This is a genomic window from Enterobacter sp. DSM 30060, from assembly GCF_013375955.1.
Taxonomy (GTDB): Bacteria; Pseudomonadota; Gammaproteobacteria; order Enterobacterales; family Enterobacteriaceae; genus Enterobacter; species Enterobacter intestinihominis.
Genome location: NZ_CP056118.1, coordinates 1918751 through 1936489 on the forward strand (window position 1 = coordinate 1918751; position 17739 = coordinate 1936489).

Here is a 17739-nt window from a genome sequence, read left to right on the forward strand (position 1 = left end):
AATGGTGAGCTCTGGACGCCCGGCTTTAGTCGTGCTAAGTTAGCTATGACTACGTTTTAAACATATCTTGTTGTTTGAATCTTGTTTTACCCGATACTTCCCGTTGTTAACTTAAACAGTGCGTGAAGTTGCTAGATTCCGGGCTTGTCACTCAATCCGTCTTGTCGTTTCAGTTCTGCGTTCTTTCCCTGTGACCAGACAGCGAACAGACATGAGGTGATGGCCGCTAAACAGGCATGGATGACCCTGCCATACCATTCACAACATTAAGTTCGAGAATCACCCCGAGTTTAAGAACCCACACCATTATGAATCTTACCGAATTAAAGAATACGCCGGTTTCTGAGCTGATCACTCTCGGCGAAAATATGGGACTGGAAAACCAGGCTCGTATGCGCAAGCAGGACATCATTTTCGCCATCCTGAAGCAACACGCTAAGAGTGGCGAAGATATCTTTGGCGACGGTGTGCTGGAGATACTGCAAGACGGATTTGGTTTCCTCCGCTCTGCAGACAGCTCCTACCTCGCCGGCCCTGACGACATCTACGTATCCCCTAGCCAAATCCGCCGTTTCAACCTCCGCACTGGTGACACCATTTCAGGTAAGATTCGTCCTCCAAAAGAGGGTGAACGCTACTTTGCGCTGTTGAAGGTTAATGAAGTCAACTACGACAAACCGGAAAACTCCCGCAATAAGATCCTGTTCGAGAACTTAACGCCGCTGCACGCGAACTCTCGTCTGCGTATGGAGCGTGGTAACGGGTCTACTGAAGACTTAACCGCTCGTGTGCTGGATCTGGCATCGCCAATTGGTCGTGGCCAGCGTGGTCTGATTGTGGCACCACCGAAAGCCGGTAAAACCATGCTGCTGCAAAACATCGCGCAGAGCATTGCTTACAACCATCCAGACTGTGTGCTGATGGTGCTGCTGATTGACGAACGTCCGGAAGAAGTGACCGAGATGCAGCGTCTGGTGAAAGGGGAAGTGGTTGCGTCAACCTTCGACGAGCCTGCTTCCCGCCACGTTCAGGTTGCGGAAATGGTTATCGAGAAGGCGAAACGCCTGGTTGAGCACAAGAAAGACGTGATCATCCTGCTCGATTCCATTACCCGTCTGGCGCGTGCCTACAACACCGTGGTGCCGGCTTCCGGTAAAGTACTGACCGGTGGTGTGGATGCCAACGCCCTGCATCGTCCGAAGCGTTTCTTCGGTGCGGCGCGTAACGTGGAAGAGGGCGGTAGCCTGACCATTATCGCGACGGCGCTGATCGATACCGGCTCCAAAATGGACGAAGTTATCTACGAAGAGTTTAAAGGTACAGGCAACATGGAACTGCACCTTTCTCGTAAAATCGCAGAAAAACGCGTCTTCCCGGCGATTGACTACAACCGTTCCGGTACCCGTAAAGAAGAGCTGCTTACCACTCAGGAAGAGCTGCAGAAAATGTGGATCCTGCGCAAAATCATCCATCCAATGGGCGAAATCGACGCAATGGAATTCCTCATTAACAAACTGGCGATGACTAAAACGAACGACGATTTCTTCGACATGATGAAACGCTCGTAACGCAAATAATCCCAGTAAACGCCACGTTTTTACGTGGCGTTTTTTATTTATGGACTATACGCTATTACCACACACTCCCAATTTTGACCGGTCGGTGCGACAATAAGAAGGTTTGCACAGTCAAAGAAATAATTGATTGAAAAACATACAAAGGGAGTTGTGATAAGCCTTCTTTAATCCTTCTGAGGCAGAGGCTTCATGGTTATACTTCCGGGACTAACATTTGTTGAGAGCAATCCATTGTGAATCTACTCACTGCAGTAACTGAGCTGATCAGTATTTTTTTATTCACAACCTGTTTTTTGTTCATTGCGCGCAAGGTAGCAAAAAGAATTGGGTTAGTGGACAAACCGAATTTCCGTAAACGACATCAGGGGCTTATTCCGCTGGTGGGCGGCATTTCGGTATACGCAGGCATCTGTTTCACATTCGGGATCGCGGATTACTATATCCCCCATGCCGCACTCTACCTGGCATGTGCCGGTGTGCTGGTACTGGTCGGCGCCCTTGATGATCGTTTTGATATCAGCGTGAAGTTCCGCGCGACGGTGCAGGCGGCCATTGGCATCATTATGATGGTGGTGGGCGGCCTCTATCTCAGAAGCCTGGGCTACGTGTTTGGTCCCTGGGAGCTGGTGCTTGGGCCGTTCGGCTTCTTCCTCACGCTGTTTGCCGTGTGGGCGGCTATCAACGCCTTTAACATGGTTGATGGCATAGACGGTCTGCTCGGTGGGCTGTCCTCTGTTTCGTTTGGCGCAATCGGCATCATTTTATGGTTTGACGGCCAGTACAGCTTGTCAATGTGGTGCTTTGCCATGATTGCCGCCATTCTGCCTTACATCTGCCTGAACCTGGGTGTGTTAGGGCGTCGCTATAAAGTCTTTATGGGCGATGCGGGCAGTACCCTGATTGGCTTTACGGTGATCTGGGTCCTGCTGGAGACCACGCAGGGTAAAACGCACCCTATCAGCCCGGTAACGGCTCTCTGGATTATCGCCATCCCGCTGATGGACATGGTCGCTATTATGTACCGTCGTCTACGTAAAGGGATGAGCCCGTTTTCTCCCGATCGGCAGCATATTCATCATCTGATTATGCGCGCCGGCTTCACGTCTCGTCAGGCGTTTGTGCTGATTACGCTAGCGGCTGCTATTCTGGCTGCGATTGGCGTTGCCGCGGAATACGCTCATTTCATTCCTGAATGGGTAATGTTGGTATTATTCTTGCTAGCATTTTTCATGTACGGTTACTGCATCAAGCGTGCATGGAAAGTCGCGCGTTTTATTAAACGTTTAAAACGCAGGATGCGTCGGAACAGTGGCAAAAACACAACATTAACTAAGTAAAACCGGGACTATGATGACTCAACCGTTGGCGGGAGCGAAATCAGTGGGCACTGAGAACGAGCTGGATATTCGTGGTTTGTTTCGAGTGTTATGGCAGGGCAAACTGTGGATTGTGGGGATTGGCCTGGGGTTCGCGCTGTTAGCGCTTGCCTACACCTTCTTTGCGAAACAAGAGTGGAGCGCCACGGCGATCACAGACCGACCAACGGTGAATATGCTTGGAGGCTACTACTCCCAGCAGCAATTCCTGCGTAATCTTGATATCAAGGCCAATCTGGCGACCCCGGATCAGGCCTCGGTGATGGATGAGTCCTACAAAGAGTTTGTGATGCAGCTGGCGTCGTGGGATACACGTCGCGATTTCTGGTCCCAGACAGACTACTACAAGCAGCGCATGGTCGGTAACAGCAAAGCGGATGCCGCGCTGCTGGATGATTTAATCAACAACATTCAGTTTATGCCTGGCGATGTGCTCCGTAACGTTAGCGACAGCGTGAAGCTGATTGCGGAAACGGCGCCTGACGCCAATAACCTGTTGCGTCAGTACGTTGCTTTTGCCAGCCAGCGTGCGGCCAGTCATCTGAATGACGAGCTGAAAGGCGCCTGGGCTGCGCGAACTATCCAGATGAAAGCGCAGGTCAAACGTCAGGAAGAGGTCGCTAAGGCCATCTTCGCCCGTCGCGTGCATAATATTGAGCAGGCGCTGAAGATTGCGGAACAGCACAATATTTCCCGTAGCGAAACGGATGTTCCGGCTGACGAACTCCCTGATTCAGAAATGTTCCTTCTTGGTCGCCCAATGCTTCAGGCACGTCTGGAAAATATCCAGGCCGTTGGCCCTGACTTTGACCTTGATTACGACCAAAACCGCGCCATGCTCAATACGCTCAACGTCGGTCCAACGCTGGACCCGCGTTTTCAGACCTATCGTTATTTAAGAACGCCTGAAGAGCCTGTAAAACGCGATAGTCCGCGTCGCGCATTCCTGATGATCATGTGGGGGATTGTGGGCGCACTGACTGGCGCTGGCGTAGCGTTATTACGTCGCCGCACAAACTAAGAACGCCGTCTACGATGAAGGCTGCGGCCTTCATCGTCTAATCGAAGAGAATCGATGTGAAAGTACTAACCGTATTTGGCACCAGGCCGGAGGCCATCAAGATGGCGCCTCTGGTTCATGCGCTGGCCAGAGATCCTGATATTGAAGCGAAAGTGTGCGTGACTGCCCAGCACCGTGAGATGCTCGATCAGGTCTTAACCCTCTTTTCTATCGTCCCGGATTACGATCTCAATATAATGAAACCGGGACAGGGACTGACGGAAATCACCTGCCGTATTCTGCAAGAATTAAAGCCTATTCTGGAGTCGTTCAAGCCGGATGTAGTGCTGGTGCACGGCGACACCACCACCACCGTGGCGACCAGCCTGGCCGCGTTCTATCAGCGTATCCCTGTTGGCCATGTCGAAGCGGGACTGCGTACCGGCAATCTTTATTCCCCGTGGCCGGAAGAGGCCAACCGTACGCTCACCGGTCACCTGGCGATGTACCATTTTGCGCCAACCGAGAACTCACGTCAGAACCTGCTGCGCGAAAATATCAGCGACAGCAAAATCTTCGTTACCGGCAATACGGTCATTGATGCGCTGATTTGGGTGCGTGACCGCGTGCTGGCTAACAGCGAGCTTCAGGCAGAACTCGCTGCGCGCTATCCGTTCCTGAACAACGGCAAGAAAACGATTCTGGTGACGGGACACCGCCGCGAAAGTTTTGGCCGTGGCTTTGAGCAAATCTGCCACGCGCTGGCTGAAATCGCCGCGCAGAATGAGGATGTGCAGATTGTCTATCCGGTGCACCTTAACCCTAACGTCAGCGAACCGGTCAACCGTATCCTGGGCCATGTGGAAAACGTGCTCCTGATAGAGCCGCAGGACTATCTGCCATTTGTCTGGCTGATGAACCACGCCTGGCTGATCCTGACCGATTCTGGCGGCATTCAGGAAGAGGCGCCTTCCCTCGGTAAGCCGGTACTGGTGATGCGCGAAACCACTGAACGTCCGGAAGCGGTCACTGCCGGTACCGTGCGTCTGGTGGGAACGGATCCGCATCGTATTGTCGAAGAGGTCACGCGCTTACTGCATGACGAAGAAGAGTATCAGGCGATGAGCCGTGCCCATAACCCGTACGGGGACGGGCAGGCTTGTGGACGTATTTTGCACGCACTTAAACACAATCGGGTAACGCTATGAGTTTTACTACCATCTCTGTTGTTGGTCTCGGCTATATCGGGCTGCCTACTGCGGCGGCCTTTGCCTCTCGTCAAAAGCAGGTTATTGGCGTAGATATCAACGCGCATGCGGTAGAAACCATCAACCGTGGCGAAATTCATATCGTGGAGCCCGATCTCGATCGTGTGGTGAAAAAGGCGGTGGACGGTGGCTTCCTGCGCGCCAGCACCACGCCGGTAGAAGCCGATGCGTACCTGATTGCGGTGCCTACGCCCTTTAAAGGCGATCACGAGCCTGACATGGTTTACGTCGAGGCGGCGGCAAAATCCATTGCGCCTGTGCTGAAGAAAGGGGCACTGGTTATTCTTGAGTCCACTTCACCTGTTGGGGCAACCGAGCAGATGGCACAGTGGCTGGCCGAGGCGCGTCCCGATCTCAGCTTCCCCCAGCAGGCGGGCGACCAGGCCGATATCAACATCGCCTACTGCCCTGAGCGCGTACTGCCAGGCCAGGTGATGGTGGAACTGATTAAAAATGACCGCGTGATTGGCGGCATGACCCCAGTCTGCTCCGCGCGCGCCAGCGAGCTGTATAAGATCTTCCTTGAAGGCGAATGCGTGGTGACCAACTCCCGCACCGCCGAGATGTGCAAACTGACCGAAAACAGCTTCCGCGATGTTAACATTGCATTTGCGAATGAACTGTCGTTGATTTGCGCCGATCAGGGGATTAACGTCTGGGAACTTGTTCGCCTTGCCAATCGTCACCCACGCGTGAACATCCTTCAGCCGGGGCCGGGTGTGGGTGGGCACTGTATCGCTGTCGATCCGTGGTTTATCGTGGCGCAGAATCCGGAACAGGCACGCCTGATTCGCACCGCGCGCGAAGTAAACGACCACAAACCGCACTGGGTTATCAACCAGGTGAAAGCCACGGTGGCGGATTGCCTCGCGGACAGCGGCAAACGTGCCAGTGAGCTGAAAATTGCCTGCTTTGGTCTGGCATTCAAACCGAATATTGACGATCTGCGCGAAAGCCCGGCAATGGAAATTGCCGAAACGATCGCAGCCTGGCACAGCGGTGAAACGCTGGTGGTTGAGCCGAATATTCATGCGTTGCCGGCAAAACTTGCCGGTCACTGCACCCTTACCGCACTGGATGACGCGCTGGCGACGGCGGATGTGCTGGTGCTGCTGGTGGATCACAATGCGTTTAAAGCGGTCTCCGCTGATGCCGTGCGTCAGCAGTATATTGTTGATACTAAGGGCGTTTGGCGTTGATTACTCTCAACGGCGTGCTGGAGTCCCTTGAGTGGGAAAGCGTATTTTTTTCGCTCCCCTCAGCGATAGTGCGTCTGCGCGATAACGCTCCTGCGTTGCAGGACGCAGACTTCAGCGCCTGGCAGCGCGTACAGGCTAAGATCCCGGCGGACCGCGCCGATCTGCTGGACGCGCTCCAGCAGCACGGATTCCGGCTGGTCGAGGGCGAGGTTGATCTCTCTGTTACCGTGGCCCGCCACGGCTCACCGGGCGCGGAAATTGCAACGGAGCAGGATATCCCCGCGCTGCGCAAGATGGCGGCGCTGGCTTTCGCTCAAAGCCGTTTCCGGGCGCCCTGGTATGCGCCCGATGACAGCGGCCGCTTTTATGCCCGGTGGATAGAGAATGCGGTTAAAGGCACGTTTGACCACGTCTGTCTGGTGTTCCGTACTGCCGGTGGGCAGATTCAGGGTTTTGTTTCGCTTCGCAGGCTCAACGAGCAAGAGGCGCGCATCGGTTTGTTAGCCGGGCGCGGCATGGGCGAAAAACTCATGCAGGCGGCGCTGCACTGGGCGGAGCAACAACAGGTATCGACGCTGCGGGTCGCAACCCAGATGGGCAACACCGCTGCGCTTAAACGTTATATTGCGAGTGGTGCCAGCATCGACGCCACCGCCTACTGGTTATACAGGTGACAAGATGATTCCATTTAACGCGCCTCCCGTTGTGGGCACTGAACTTGATTACATGCAGTCGGCTATGGGCAGCGGCAAGCTCTGTGGCGACGGTGGTTTTACCCGTCGCTGCCAGCAGTGGATGGAGCAACGTTTTCACAGTGCCAAGGTGCTGCTGACGCCGTCCTGTACCGCATCGCTCGAAATGGCCGCGCTGCTGCTGGATATTCAGCCCGGCGATGAAGTGATCATGCCGAGCTACACCTTCGTCTCCACGGCGAACGCGTTTGTCCTGCGCGGGGCGAAAATCGTGTTTGTGGATATCCGTCCGGATACCATGAACATCGACGAAACGCTGATTGAAGCGGCGATCACCGACAAAACGCGGGCGATTGTTCCGGTGCATTACGCGGGCGTGGCCTGTGAAATGGACACCATCATGGCCATCGCCAAAAAGCACAACCTGTTCGTGGTGGAAGACGCCGCGCAGGGCGTGATGTCCACCTACAAAGGTCGCGCGCTGGGAACCATCGGTCATATCGGCTGCTTTAGCTTCCACGAAACTAAAAACTACACCGCAGGCGGCGAAGGCGGCGCGACGCTGATTAACGATCGTGCCCTTGTGGAGCGTGCGGAAGTGATCCGTGAAAAAGGGACCAACCGCAGCCAGTTCTTCCGCGGTCAGGTGGATAAATACACCTGGCGCGATATCGGCTCAAGCTACCTGATGGCGGACTTGCAGGCCGCGTATCTCTGGGCGCAGCTGGAAGCGGCAGAGCGAATCAATCTGCAACGCCTCTCCCTGTGGCAAACCTACTACGACGCGCTGGAGCCGCTGGCTAAAGCCGGACGTATTGAACTGCCGACTATTCCGGCAGACTGCATCCACAACGCCCACATGTTCTATATCAAGCTGCGCGATAACGACGATCGCAGCAAGCTGATTGCCTGGCTGAAGGAGGCGGAAATTATGGCGGTATTCCACTATATTCCGCTGCACTCCAGCCCGGCTGGCGAAGCCTTCGGGATGTTTGCCGGTGAAGACCGCTACACCACCAAAGAGAGCGAACGTCTGCTCCGCCTGCCCCTGTTCTACAACCTCGCGCCGGTGAACCAGCGTACGGTGATCAATTCGCTTCTGAGTTATTTCGCCTGATATGTCTCTGGCAAAAGCGTCGGTGTGGACGGCAGCGTCCACGCTAGTAAAAATTGGCGCCGGGTTACTGGTCGTCAAGCTGCTGGCCGTCTCATTTGGTCCGTCAGGCGTTGGGCTGGCAGGGAACTTCCGCCAGCTGGTCACGGTGCTTGGCGTGCTGGCAGGTGCCGGGATATTCAATGGCGTCACCAAATACGTCGCGCAGCATCATGACGATGCCGAAAAGCTTCGCACGGTGGTGGGCACCTCCTCTGCTATGGTGCTGGGCTTCTCTACGTTGCTGGCCATCGTCTTTTTGCTGGCGGCGGCACCTGTTAGTCAGGGACTGTTCGGACACACGCACTATCAGGGACTGGTGCGCCTGGTGGCGTTCGTTCAGATGGGGATCGCCTGGGCGAACCTGCTGCTGGCGCTGATGAAAGGCTTCCGTGATGCCGCCGGGAATGCGCTGGCGCTGATCCTCGGCAGCATTATCGGCGTTATCGCCTACTACTTCTGCTATCGGCTGGGCGGCTATGAAGGCGCGCTGCTGGGGCTGGCGCTGGTGCCTGCGCTCGTTGTCGTTCCGGCAGCGTTTATGCTGATGCGCAGAGGCAATGTCCCGCTGAGTTACCTGAAACCGCAGTGGGACAAGATGCTGGCGGGGCAGCTAGGAAAGTTTACCCTGATGGCGCTCATCACTTCGGTAACGCTTCCCGTGGCTTACGTGATGATGCGAAACCTGCTGGCAGCGCATTACAGCTGGGATGAAGTGGGGATCTGGCAGGGCGTGAGCAGCATTTCAGATGCTTACCTCCAATTTATTACGGCTTCCTTTAGCGTCTATTTGCTGCCAACCTTATCGCGCCTGACGTCCAGGCAGGATATTACCCGCGAGATTTTTCGCGCCCTGCGTTTCGTGTTGCCGGCGGTTGCGATCGCCAGCTTTACCGTGTGGTTACTGCGTGATTTCGCCATCTGGCTGCTGTTTTCGGCGAAGTTTACCGCCATGCGCGATCTGTTTGCCTGGCAACTGGTCGGCGATGTGCTGAAAGTGGGGGCATACGTTTTCGGCTATCTGGTGATTGCGAAGGCTTCGCTGCGGTTGTATATCCTGGCAGAGATCGGCCAGTTTGCGCTGCTGACGGCATTTTCTCACTGGCTGATCCCCACCCACGGTGCGCTGGGGGCGGCGCAGGCCTATATGGCAACTTATATCGTTTATTTCGCTGCCTGTTGCGGCGTATTTTTACTTTGGCGTAAACGCGCATGACTGCACTGATACACATACTGGGATCGGATATCCCGCATCATAACCAGACCGTTCTGCGGTTCTTCAACGATGAACTGGCATCCGGCACGCCCGATGCGCGTGAGTTTATGGTCGTTGGACGCGACAGCGGCCTGAGCGCGGCGTGTCCGGCATTGCATATCACCTTCTGGCCAGACAAAGCGGCGCTGACGAAGGCCGTGGTTGCTAAAGCCAAAGCGGATCGAAGCCAACGTTTCTTCTTCCATGGACAGTTCAATACCGGACTGTGGCTGGCGCTGTTAAGCGGCGGGATCAAACCTTCTCAGTTCAGCTGGCATATCTGGGGAGCGGATCTCTACGAAGTCTCCCGTGGCTGGAAGTTCCGACTTTTCTATCCGCTGCGTCGTCTGGCGCAGGCGCGCGTGGGCTGCGTTTTTGCTACCCGAGGCGATCTCAACTATTTTGCTAAACAGCACCCGAAGGTTCGCGGGGAGCTGCTCTATTTCCCGACCCGTATGGATCCGGCGCTGAACACCATGGCGAATGACACGGTTCGAGAGGGCAAGCTGACCATCCTGGTGGGGAATTCCGGCGATCGCAGTAACGAGCATGTCGCGGCGCTGAGGGCGGTGCATCAGCAGTTTGGCGACACGGTGAACGTGGTGGTGCCGATGGGCTATCCCGCCAATAACGACGCCTACATCGATGAAGTTCGCCAGCAGGGGCTTGCGCTGTTTAGCGCGGAAAACCTGCACATTCTCAGCGATAAGCTGGAATTTGATGACTATCTCGCGCTGCTGCGAAAATGCGATCTGGGCTATTTCATCTTTGCCCGTCAGCAGGGGATTGGCACGCTGTGTCTGCTGATTCAGGCGGGCGTACCCTGCGTGCTCAACCGCGAAAACCCGTTCTGGCAGGACATGGCCGAGCAGCATATTCCGGTGCTGTTTACCTCTGACACGCTTAATGTCGAGGTGGTACGGGAAGCGCAGCGTCAGCTCACGCTGGTTGATAAAAATAGCATCGACTTTTTCAGCCCGAACTACCTCACGCCGTGGCACCGCGCGCTGCGTATTGCTTCAGGAGACAACGCATGAGCCAGTTGCAGTTTAGCGGCTTGCTGGTGGTCTGGCTGCTGAGCACGCTGTTTATCGCCACGCTCACCTGGTTTGAATTCCGGCGGGTACGTTTTAACTTCAACGTATTCTTCTCGCTGCTGTTTTTGCTGACCTTTTTCTTTGGCTTCCCGCTGACCAGCATCCTCGTGTTCCGCTTTGATGTTGGCGTCGCGCCGCCGGAAATCTTGTTGCAGGCGCTGCTCTCTGCGACCTGCTTCTACGCGGTGTACTACGTCACTTATAAAACGCGCCTGCGAGCGGCAAAAGACACCACCCCCCGTCGTCCGCTGTTTACCATGAACCGGGTAGAAACCCATCTGACGTGGGTTATGCTGATGACTATCGCCCTCGTCAGCGTGGCGATTTTCTTCATGCATAACGGCTTTTTACTGTTTAAGTTGCAGTCCTATAGCCAGATTTTCTCCGCCGAAGTCTCCGGCGTCGCGCTCAAGCGTTTCTTCTATTTCTTTATCCCGGCGATGCTGGTGGTCTTTTTCCTGCGTCAGGACAGCAAAGCCTGGCTGTTCTTCCTGGTCAGCACCGTCGCATTTGGCATTCTGACCTACATGATCGTCGGCGGCACCCGCGCCAACATCATTATCGCCTTCGCGATTTTCCTGTTTATCGGCATTATTCGCGGCTGGATCTCGCTGTGGATGCTGGCGGCGGCAGGCGTCTTTGGCATTGTGGGGATGTTCTGGCTTGCGCTGAAGCGCTACGGGCTGAACGTGGCCGGCGACGAAGCGTTTTACACCTTCCTGTATCTGACGCGCGACACCTTCTCGCCGTGGGAAAACCTGGCATTACTGCTGCAAAACTACGACAAAATCGAATTCCAGGGGCTGGCGCCGATTGTTCGCGATTTCTATGTCTTTATACCGACGTGGCTGTGGCCCGATCGTCCCGGCATTGTCCTGAACACGGCGAACTACTTCACCTGGGAAGTGCTGAACAACCATTCGGGTCTGGCGATTTCCCCAACCCTGATTGGCTCGCTGGTAGTGATGGGCGGAACGTGGTTTATCCTGCCTGGCGCGATCGCGGTAGGGCTGATAATAAAATGGTTCGACTGGCTATATACGCTGGGTAACGAAGAGACCAACCGCTACAAAGCCGCTGTTTTGCACAGTTTCTGTTTCGGTGCCATTTTCAATATGATCGTTCTGGCGCGCGAGGGGCTGGATTCATTCGTCTCACGCGTGGTGTTCTTTATGGTCGTTTTCGGACTCTGTCTGCTGCTGGCAAAACTGCTGTACTGGTTGTTTGACAGTGCAGGGCTTGTGCACAGACGTGAGCCACAGGGCAGCACAACGCTGTCGCAAGTCTGAGTAGGGATTATCATGACGGATACAACTTCAGCCCCGCGTTATGCGCTGCGCGGGCTACAGCTGATTGGCTGGCGTGACATGCAGCACGCGCTGGATTTTCTGTTCGCGGACGGGCAGATGAAGTCGGGCACGCTGGTGGCCATCAACGCAGAAAAAATGCTGGCGGTTGAAGATAATGCGGAAGTGAAAAGCCTGATTGAAGCCGCGGAGTTTAAATACGCAGACGGTATTAGCGTGGTGCGTTCAATTCGTAAAAAGTTTCCAGACGCTAATGTGTCTCGCGTGGCGGGTGCTGACCTTTGGGAGCGGCTTATGGAGCGCGCAGGCGCTGAAGGCACGCCGGTATTTTTGATCGGTGGCAAGCCAGAGGTGCTGGCGCAGACCGAACAAAAGCTGCGTAACCAGTGGAATGTTAACATAGTGGGCAGCCAGGATGGCTATTTCAGGCCGGAAGATCGCCAGGCGTTATATGAGCGCGTGCGCGACAGCGGGGCGAAAATTGTCACTGTCGCTATGGGGTCGCCGCGCCAGGAAATACTGATGCGCGATTGCCGTCTGGTCAGCCCGGATGCGCTTTATATGGGCGTTGGCGGCACCTACGACGTCTTTACCGGCCACGTTAAGCGTGCGCCCAAAGTCTGGCAAAACCTGGGGCTGGAGTGGCTCTACCGCCTGCTCTCCCAACCGACGCGTATAAAACGACAGATTCGCCTTCTGCGCTACCTCGCCTGGCACTACACCGGGAAAATGTAATCAATATGCAGCGCGATCTGCTGTTCGCGCTGCAACGCCCCCCGCAAAACTGCTGAGTTTATGTGCAATGCATTCATTTTTTTAATGCATTGTTTGCCATTTGCCAGAATTTAAGAAACCATTCGCTCCGTATTTCAGTACCCCTCAAAACAATACCCGGCAACAAGTCGGGAAACAGCAAACACAACCGAGGAATTATGGCAGAGAAAAAACCGGAGCTTCAGCGTGGGCTGGAAGCTCGACATATTGAACTGATCGCGCTGGGCGGGACTATCGGCGTTGGCCTGTTTATGGGCTCGGCAAGCACGCTGAAGTGGGCGGGGCCTTCCGTCCTGCTGGCGTATATTATTGCCGGACTGTTCGTCTTCTTCATCATGCGCTCAATGGGCGAAATGCTGTTCCTGGAGCCGGTGACGGGCTCTTTCGCCGTTTACGCCCACCGGTATATGAGCCCGTTCTTTGGTTATCTCACGGCCTGGTCGTACTGGTTTATGTGGATGGCCGTGGGGATTTCGGAGATCACCGCCATCGGGGTCTACGTGCAGTTCTGGTTCCCGGAGATGGCCCAGTGGATACCCGCGCTTATTGCCGTAGGGCTGGTGGCGCTGGCGAACCTTGCCGCCGTTCGTCTTTACGGCGAAATCGAGTTCTGGTTTGCGATGATCAAAGTCACCACCATCATCGTGATGATTGTCGTTGGCCTTGGGGTCATCTTCTTTGGCTTCGGTAACGGCGGGCACGCTATCGGTTTTGGTAACCTGACCGGGCACGGCGGCTTCTTTGCGGGCGGCTGGAAGGGCTTTCTGACGGCGCTCTGTATCGTTGTCGCCTCCTATCAGGGCGTTGAGCTGATCGGCATTACCGCAGGTGAGGCGAAAAACCCGCAGGTCACGCTGCGTAGCGCGGTAGGCAAGGTACTGTGGCGTATCCTGATTTTCTATGTGGGCGCGATCTTCGTTATCGTGACCATTTTCCCATGGAACGAGATCGGCACCACCGGCAGCCCGTTTGTCTTAACCTTCGCTAAGATTGGCATCACGGCGGCAGCCGCCATTATCAACTTTGTGGTGCTGACGGCGGCGCTCTCCGGCTGTAACAGCGGAATGTACAGCTGCGGGCGCATGCTTTACGCGCTCTCGCAAAACAAACAGCTGCCGGCGGTGATGGGTAAAGTCTCCCGCGTGGGTGTACCGGTGGCGGGCGTAGCGGTGTCGATTGTGATTCTGCTGATTGGCTCTTGCCTGAACTATATCATCCCGAATCCGCAGCGCGTGTTTGTTTATGTTTATAGCGCCAGCGTGCTGCCGGGGATGGTACCGTGGTTTGTCATTTTGATTAGCCAGCTGCGTTTCCGACAGGCGCACAAAGAAGCGATCGCCAGCCATCCATTCCGTTCCATTCTGTTCCCGTATGCGAACTATTTGACGATGGCGTTCCTGATTTGCGTATTAATTGGAATGTACTTTAATGAAGATACCCGCATGTCGCTGTTTGTCGGGATGATCTTCCTGGCTGCCGTCACAGCTGCATATAAACTTTTTGGCCTGGGTCGCCGTGGCTCCGCCCATAAAGTGGAGGAATAAGCGGCAAAATGTGCAAACCATAACCAAACGCGCATTTTTTTCAAAAAAGCACTAGACAGCGGGGTCGGAGGTACGTAATATCCAGCCCCGCAACGGCGCTAAGCGCCCGTAGCTCAGCTGGATAGAGCGCTGCCCTCCGGAGGCAGAGGTCTCAGGTTCGAATCCTGTCGGGCGCGCCATTTTAGTCCCGGCGCTAGAGCTGCGGTGGTCTGAGAAGTAGTCAGAACCGCGTGAAAGAATACAGTGGTGGCTATAGCTCAGTTGGTAGAGCCCTGGATTGTGATTCCAGTTGTCGTGGGTTCGAATCCCATTAGCCACCCCATTATTGAAAGAGTTGTGAATTGCGAAGGTGGCGGAATTGGTAGACGCGCTAGCTTCAGGTGTTAGTGTTCTTACGGACGTGGGGGTTCAAGTCCCCCCCTCGCACCACGACTTTTAATGAGTTGAACTAAAAATTCAAAAAAGCAGTACATCGGCGAGTAGCGCAGCTTGGTAGCGCAACTGGTTTGGGACCAGTGGGTCGGAGGTTCGAATCCTCTCTCGCCGACCAATTTTGAACCCCGCTTCGGCGGGGTTTTTTGTTTTCTGCGCTTTTTCATCCTGTAGCCATTCCCCGACAACACTCTATATCCTTGTCGCGATTCAGCGACATATAAGCCTTTAATAATAAAGAATTTATTATTTTCTCTCTTAACCTGTCTCCTGGTGACGACAGATTGCCGCCCTTAGCGCGAGTTTGTATGGCGTAAGGCGCCTCTTAACAACATAATTTCCTTTTATCTTAAAATGTTGCGCGATGTAAAAGTTATGCGTGTAAACCTGGCACATTACATGCAATAATATGCGTGTAGATGCTCATTCCATCTCTTATGTTCGCCCTACGGCCTCATAAACTCAGGAATGACGCAGAGCCGTTTACGGTGCTTATCGTCCACTGACAGATGTCGCTTCGGCCTCATCAAACACCATGGACATAACGTTGAGTGAAGCACCAAATATGTTGTCTTACAGACCTGTTTTAACGCCTGCTTTTATAGCAGGCGTTTTTTTATGGGTACAAAAAAGGAGGCCATCTGGCCTCCTGGATAATTACTGCTGCGTTCCGTTATTGTGTAGCGTAAGCAGAAGCCCATCACGCCGCATGGCTGCGGCCTCTTCCGGCTTGTGCTGCTTGTCCAGCGAATCAGCAAGCCAGGCGTAATCAAATGCGTCCGGGCGTTGCTTCAGCGCAGCGCGGAAGGCGAGACTCGCCTCCTGCCACTCGCCGTGTTTCATCAAAGACTGGCCAAGCGTACTCCACAGCAGCGGACGATCGCCCACGGTTTTGATCTGCTGGCGCAGTGCTTTTTCTATTTGTTCCGGATTGTTGGTTTTCAGACGCGGGATGACCATCACCAGGCGGTCATCATACTGTCGCTTGAGACCGTCGAGAAGGATCTCCTGCGCGGTGTCATGGTCGTCACACTCAATCAGATGTTCTGCCATCGCCACCTGAAGGGGAACCTGCTGGCGCGTTTTGCGGCTCTGGTTTTTCCACCAGGTTTTCAGGCCGTCGCTGCCAAGATCGGCGCGCGCCTGATCCATCAGGCCAATCCAGGCCAGACGCTGAAGTTCATCACGATGTTCATCATCGCCCACGTCGGCTTTCGCCATGGAAGGGATAATGTCCAGCAGCGAACCCCAGGCACCTGTCCGAATGTATGCCTGCTCCGCAAGACGCAGCACTTCCGGATGACGAGGGGTGATTTCCAGCAGACGGTCAACGCCGTGACGTGCGGCATGGTTTTCATTGCGCGCCAGTTGCAGACGAACGCGGGTGATCTCAACCGGAATCGGATCCTTAGTTGAGAGCTCAGATGCGCGTTCAAGATGCTGATTGGCGCGGGCCTCATCGCCTCGCTGTTGCGCCGCCTCAGCGGCCAGCAGATAGTTAACAACCGGCTGTTCTGCATGGTCGGCATTTTTCGACATCAGCTTTTCAACCTGCTGATAGTCGCCTTCGGCCAGCTTCAGCAACGCTTGCTCGGTCTGCTTACGGGCGCGACGGCGCTTACGGCCAACGAACCAGCCGCGCGTGTGAACGCCGGTACGGAAAATCCGACGCAGGATCCATTCCACTGCCAGCAGGACGACCACACCCAGGATCAGGATGATCACCAGCCCTGTCACGCTGGTTTCGACGTTGTAGTTATCGGTCTGGATCAATACGTAACCCTGGTGACCCGCGAGCATCGGCCCCAGTACAATTCCGGCGATCAGCAGAATGAAGAGTAAGAAGACTTTTAGCATCATCACTCTCCTTGCGGCGCGCTTTCAGGCGCTGGCGCGGCGGCAGGTGCTTCAGCCGGGCGCTCTGCCGGAACGCCCGGCTGGGCCAGCAGGTTACGCACGCGCGTCTGCATGATCTTCTCCAGAATCGGCTGGCTTTCCAGCTTGTCCGGCACGTTCATGGTGATGTTTTGCTGGCTCAGCTTGTCGATATCCTCCAGGAACGCGGTCGTGGTTGCGTCATTGGTATCGTAGTAAGCACGTACCCACGTTGAAACGTTATCCAGCGCCTGTTTGTAGGTCTCTTCCTGGTGACGTGGTACGGCCTGGGCAGCCACCAGCAGGCGGGAGCGAATGTTTTCGCGCAGATAGACATCCTGGTTCGGTGCCAGCAGCGGCACGGCGGTTTCATCGCGGCGGCGAATGGTAATAAAGCTGTCCATAAAGTTCTGCCAGCTCTTTTGCAGGTTGATACGCCATTCGCTCAGGGAGCTGGAAAGCTCGGTGCCGTCAGAATCCATCGGGGAGTCATCATCGTTGTTATCGGCCAGCTGAAGGTTATCAATCTGGTTTGAGAGCTGATTTACCTTAAGGATGATACCGTCGTAGTCGACCTGAGAAACCGCAGACAGGCTGGCGATATCTTCCGTAATAGCGCGGCGTGCGTTGATGAGGCTCGGATCGTTCATATCGGCCAGGCTTGCGTCGGCGCTTTTCAGCAGCGCGGCGGCGGTGGTGACATCCTGATCGCTCCAGAGCTTGCGCCCGGCCAGCTTCACCAGAAAATCGGCCTGTGAGAGCAGCCAGGTTTTGGCATCGGTTCCCGAAATCGTGGCGACTTTCTCCTGCACTTCGCTCAGCTGTTTGGTCAACTCTTCACGTTTGCTGTTCGCGTCGGCGAGGGCGGCAGCCTGCTGTTTGATCACGCCTTCCAGCTCAGCTTTTTGCGTCTCCTGCGCTTTCTGTAGGGCGGTGATTTGGTTAACCAGCGCGTCGCTGGTGGCCGTCTGGTTGGTGCCTTGTTTCTTCACCAGTCCGTAGAGACCCACGCCTGCGGCCAGCGCAATCGCGATGGCAATCACGCTCAGCGTGAGGCTGGTTTTATTGCTGCCGTTTTTCTTCTCAACGGTTTTGTCTGTCGTCTCTGGCTGTGACGTGGTGTCCACAGTCTCCCTGGTCTCTTCAACCACGGCGGAGGATTTTTCGTGTTCCGTCATTATGGCTTCCCA

General features: G+C 55.1%; 14 protein-coding genes and 4 tRNA genes. 16 read left to right on the forward strand and 2 right to left on the reverse strand.

All coding sequences use genetic code 11. The annotated features are described in order from the left end of the window. Positions 1-308 precede the first annotated feature (308 nt). From rho to HWQ15_RS09220, 16 genes are all read left to right on the forward strand, one after another. Positions 309-1568 carry a transcription termination factor Rho gene (rho, locus tag HWQ15_RS09145; protein ID WP_001054528.1) on the forward strand — a complete coding sequence of 420 codons (1260 nt, stop codon included), beginning with the start codon at positions 309-311 and terminating at the stop codon, positions 1566-1568. Between the two features lie 242 nt (positions 1569-1810). Further along, positions 1811-2914 carry a UDP-N-acetylglucosamine--undecaprenyl-phosphate N-acetylglucosaminephosphotransferase gene (gene wecA, locus HWQ15_RS09150; RefSeq protein ID WP_001050933.1) on the forward strand — a complete coding sequence of 368 codons (1104 nt, stop codon included), beginning with the start codon at positions 1811-1813 and terminating at the stop codon, positions 2912-2914. Positions 2915-2927: 13 nt separating this feature from the next. Then, positions 2928-3974 carry an ECA polysaccharide chain length modulation protein gene (gene wzzE, locus HWQ15_RS09155; RefSeq protein ID WP_022646646.1) on the forward strand — a complete coding sequence of 349 codons (1047 nt, stop codon included), beginning with the start codon at positions 2928-2930 and terminating at the stop codon, positions 3972-3974. Positions 3975-4030: 56 nt separating this feature from the next. Beyond that, positions 4031-5161: a non-hydrolyzing UDP-N-acetylglucosamine 2-epimerase gene (gene wecB, locus HWQ15_RS09160; protein WP_045308205.1), complete on the forward strand. Its 1131-nt coding sequence runs from the start codon at positions 4031-4033 to the stop codon at positions 5159-5161. Continuing rightward, positions 5158-6420 (forward strand): UDP-N-acetyl-D-mannosamine dehydrogenase, encoded by a 1263-nt coding sequence (gene wecC / locus HWQ15_RS09165; protein ID WP_023299034.1) that lies wholly within the window; start codon positions 5158-5160, stop codon positions 6418-6420. Before wecB ends, wecC begins: the two co-directional genes overlap by 4 nt. Continuing rightward, positions 6417-7094 (forward strand): dTDP-4-amino-4,6-dideoxy-D-galactose acyltransferase, encoded by a 678-nt coding sequence (rffC, locus tag HWQ15_RS09170; RefSeq protein WP_023305220.1) that lies wholly within the window; start codon positions 6417-6419, stop codon positions 7092-7094. Before wecC ends, rffC begins: the two co-directional genes overlap by 4 nt. A gap of 4 nt (positions 7095-7098) precedes the next feature. Beyond that, the gene (rffA, locus tag HWQ15_RS09175; RefSeq protein ID WP_032608214.1) at positions 7099-8229 is read left to right on the forward strand and encodes a dTDP-4-amino-4,6-dideoxygalactose transaminase; all 1131 of its coding nucleotides are present in this window, start codon (positions 7099-7101) and stop codon (positions 8227-8229) included. A 1-nt stretch (position 8230) separates the two neighbouring features. Continuing rightward, positions 8231-9481, forward strand: coding sequence for a lipid III flippase WzxE (gene wzxE, locus HWQ15_RS09180; protein WP_023305222.1), 1251 nt, complete (start codon positions 8231-8233; stop codon positions 9479-9481). Further along, on the forward strand, positions 9478-10557 hold the full coding sequence (locus HWQ15_RS09185) for a TDP-N-acetylfucosamine:lipid II N-acetylfucosaminyltransferase (RefSeq protein WP_038415039.1): 1080 nt from the start codon (positions 9478-9480) through the stop codon (positions 10555-10557). The genes wzxE and HWQ15_RS09185 overlap by 4 nt, the downstream gene beginning before the upstream one ends. Continuing rightward, positions 10554-11906: an ECA oligosaccharide polymerase gene (wzyE, locus tag HWQ15_RS09190; protein ID WP_017693948.1), complete on the forward strand. Its 1353-nt coding sequence runs from the start codon at positions 10554-10556 to the stop codon at positions 11904-11906. The genes HWQ15_RS09185 and wzyE overlap by 4 nt, the downstream gene beginning before the upstream one ends. A gap of 12 nt (positions 11907-11918) precedes the next feature. Beyond that, entirely contained in the window at positions 11919-12659 is a 741-nt protein-coding gene (gene wecG / locus HWQ15_RS09195) for a lipopolysaccharide N-acetylmannosaminouronosyltransferase (protein WP_022646653.1), read from the forward strand. 197 nt (positions 12660-12856) lie between these two features. Further along, complete coding sequence (locus HWQ15_RS09200) at positions 12857-14242, forward strand: amino acid permease (protein ID WP_023305225.1); 1386 nt, start codon at positions 12857-12859, stop codon at positions 14240-14242. A 102-nt stretch (positions 14243-14344) separates the two neighbouring features. Next, positions 14345-14421, forward strand: a tRNA-Arg gene (locus HWQ15_RS09205). 67 nt (positions 14422-14488) lie between these two features. Beyond that, positions 14489-14564, forward strand: a tRNA-His gene (locus HWQ15_RS09210). A 21-nt stretch (positions 14565-14585) separates the two neighbouring features. Beyond that, positions 14586-14671: transfer RNA gene (locus HWQ15_RS09215), tRNA-Leu, on the forward strand. A 44-nt stretch (positions 14672-14715) separates the two neighbouring features. After that, positions 14716-14792: transfer RNA gene (locus HWQ15_RS09220), tRNA-Pro, on the forward strand. 539 nt (positions 14793-15331) lie between these two features. Here HWQ15_RS09220 and hemY read toward each other — a convergent pair. Then, on the reverse strand, positions 15332-16531 hold the full coding sequence (hemY, locus tag HWQ15_RS09225) for a protoheme IX biogenesis protein HemY (RefSeq protein ID WP_032622057.1): 1200 nt from the start codon (positions 16529-16531) through the stop codon (positions 15332-15334). Positions 16532-16533: 2 nt separating this feature from the next. Next, positions 16534-17727: a uroporphyrinogen-III C-methyltransferase gene (gene hemX / locus HWQ15_RS09230; RefSeq protein WP_022646657.1), complete on the reverse strand. Its 1194-nt coding sequence runs from the start codon at positions 17725-17727 to the stop codon at positions 16534-16536. Positions 17728-17739 lie beyond the last annotated feature (12 nt).

Excerpts from the sequence above, each read along its gene's own strand:
- rho (WP_001054528.1), top strand. The coding sequence starts at position 309 with ATGAATCTTACCGAATTAAAGAATACGCCGGTTTCTGAGCTGATCACT.
- wzzE (WP_022646646.1), top strand. The coding sequence starts at position 2,928 with ATGACTCAACCGTTGGCGGGAGCGAAATCAGTGGGCACTGAGAACGAG.
- wecC (WP_023299034.1), top strand. The coding sequence starts at position 5,158 with ATGAGTTTTACTACCATCTCTGTTGTTGGTCTCGGCTATATCGGGCTG.
- rffA (WP_032608214.1), top strand. The coding sequence starts at position 7,099 with ATGATTCCATTTAACGCGCCTCCCGTTGTGGGCACTGAACTTGATTAC.
- wzxE (WP_023305222.1), top strand. The coding sequence starts at position 8,231 with ATGTCTCTGGCAAAAGCGTCGGTGTGGACGGCAGCGTCCACGCTAGTA.
- HWQ15_RS09185 (WP_038415039.1), top strand. The coding sequence starts at position 9,478 with ATGACTGCACTGATACACATACTGGGATCGGATATCCCGCATCATAAC.
- wzyE (WP_017693948.1), top strand. The coding sequence starts at position 10,554 with ATGAGCCAGTTGCAGTTTAGCGGCTTGCTGGTGGTCTGGCTGCTGAGC.
- wecG (WP_022646653.1), top strand. The coding sequence starts at position 11,919 with ATGACGGATACAACTTCAGCCCCGCGTTATGCGCTGCGCGGGCTACAG.
- HWQ15_RS09200 (WP_023305225.1), top strand. The coding sequence starts at position 12,857 with ATGGCAGAGAAAAAACCGGAGCTTCAGCGTGGGCTGGAAGCTCGACAT.
- hemY (WP_032622057.1), bottom strand. The coding sequence starts at position 16,531 with ATGCTAAAAGTCTTCTTACTCTTCATTCTGCTGATCGCCGGAATTGTA.
- hemX (WP_022646657.1), bottom strand. The coding sequence starts at position 17,727 with ATGACGGAACACGAAAAATCCTCCGCCGTGGTTGAAGAGACCAGGGAG.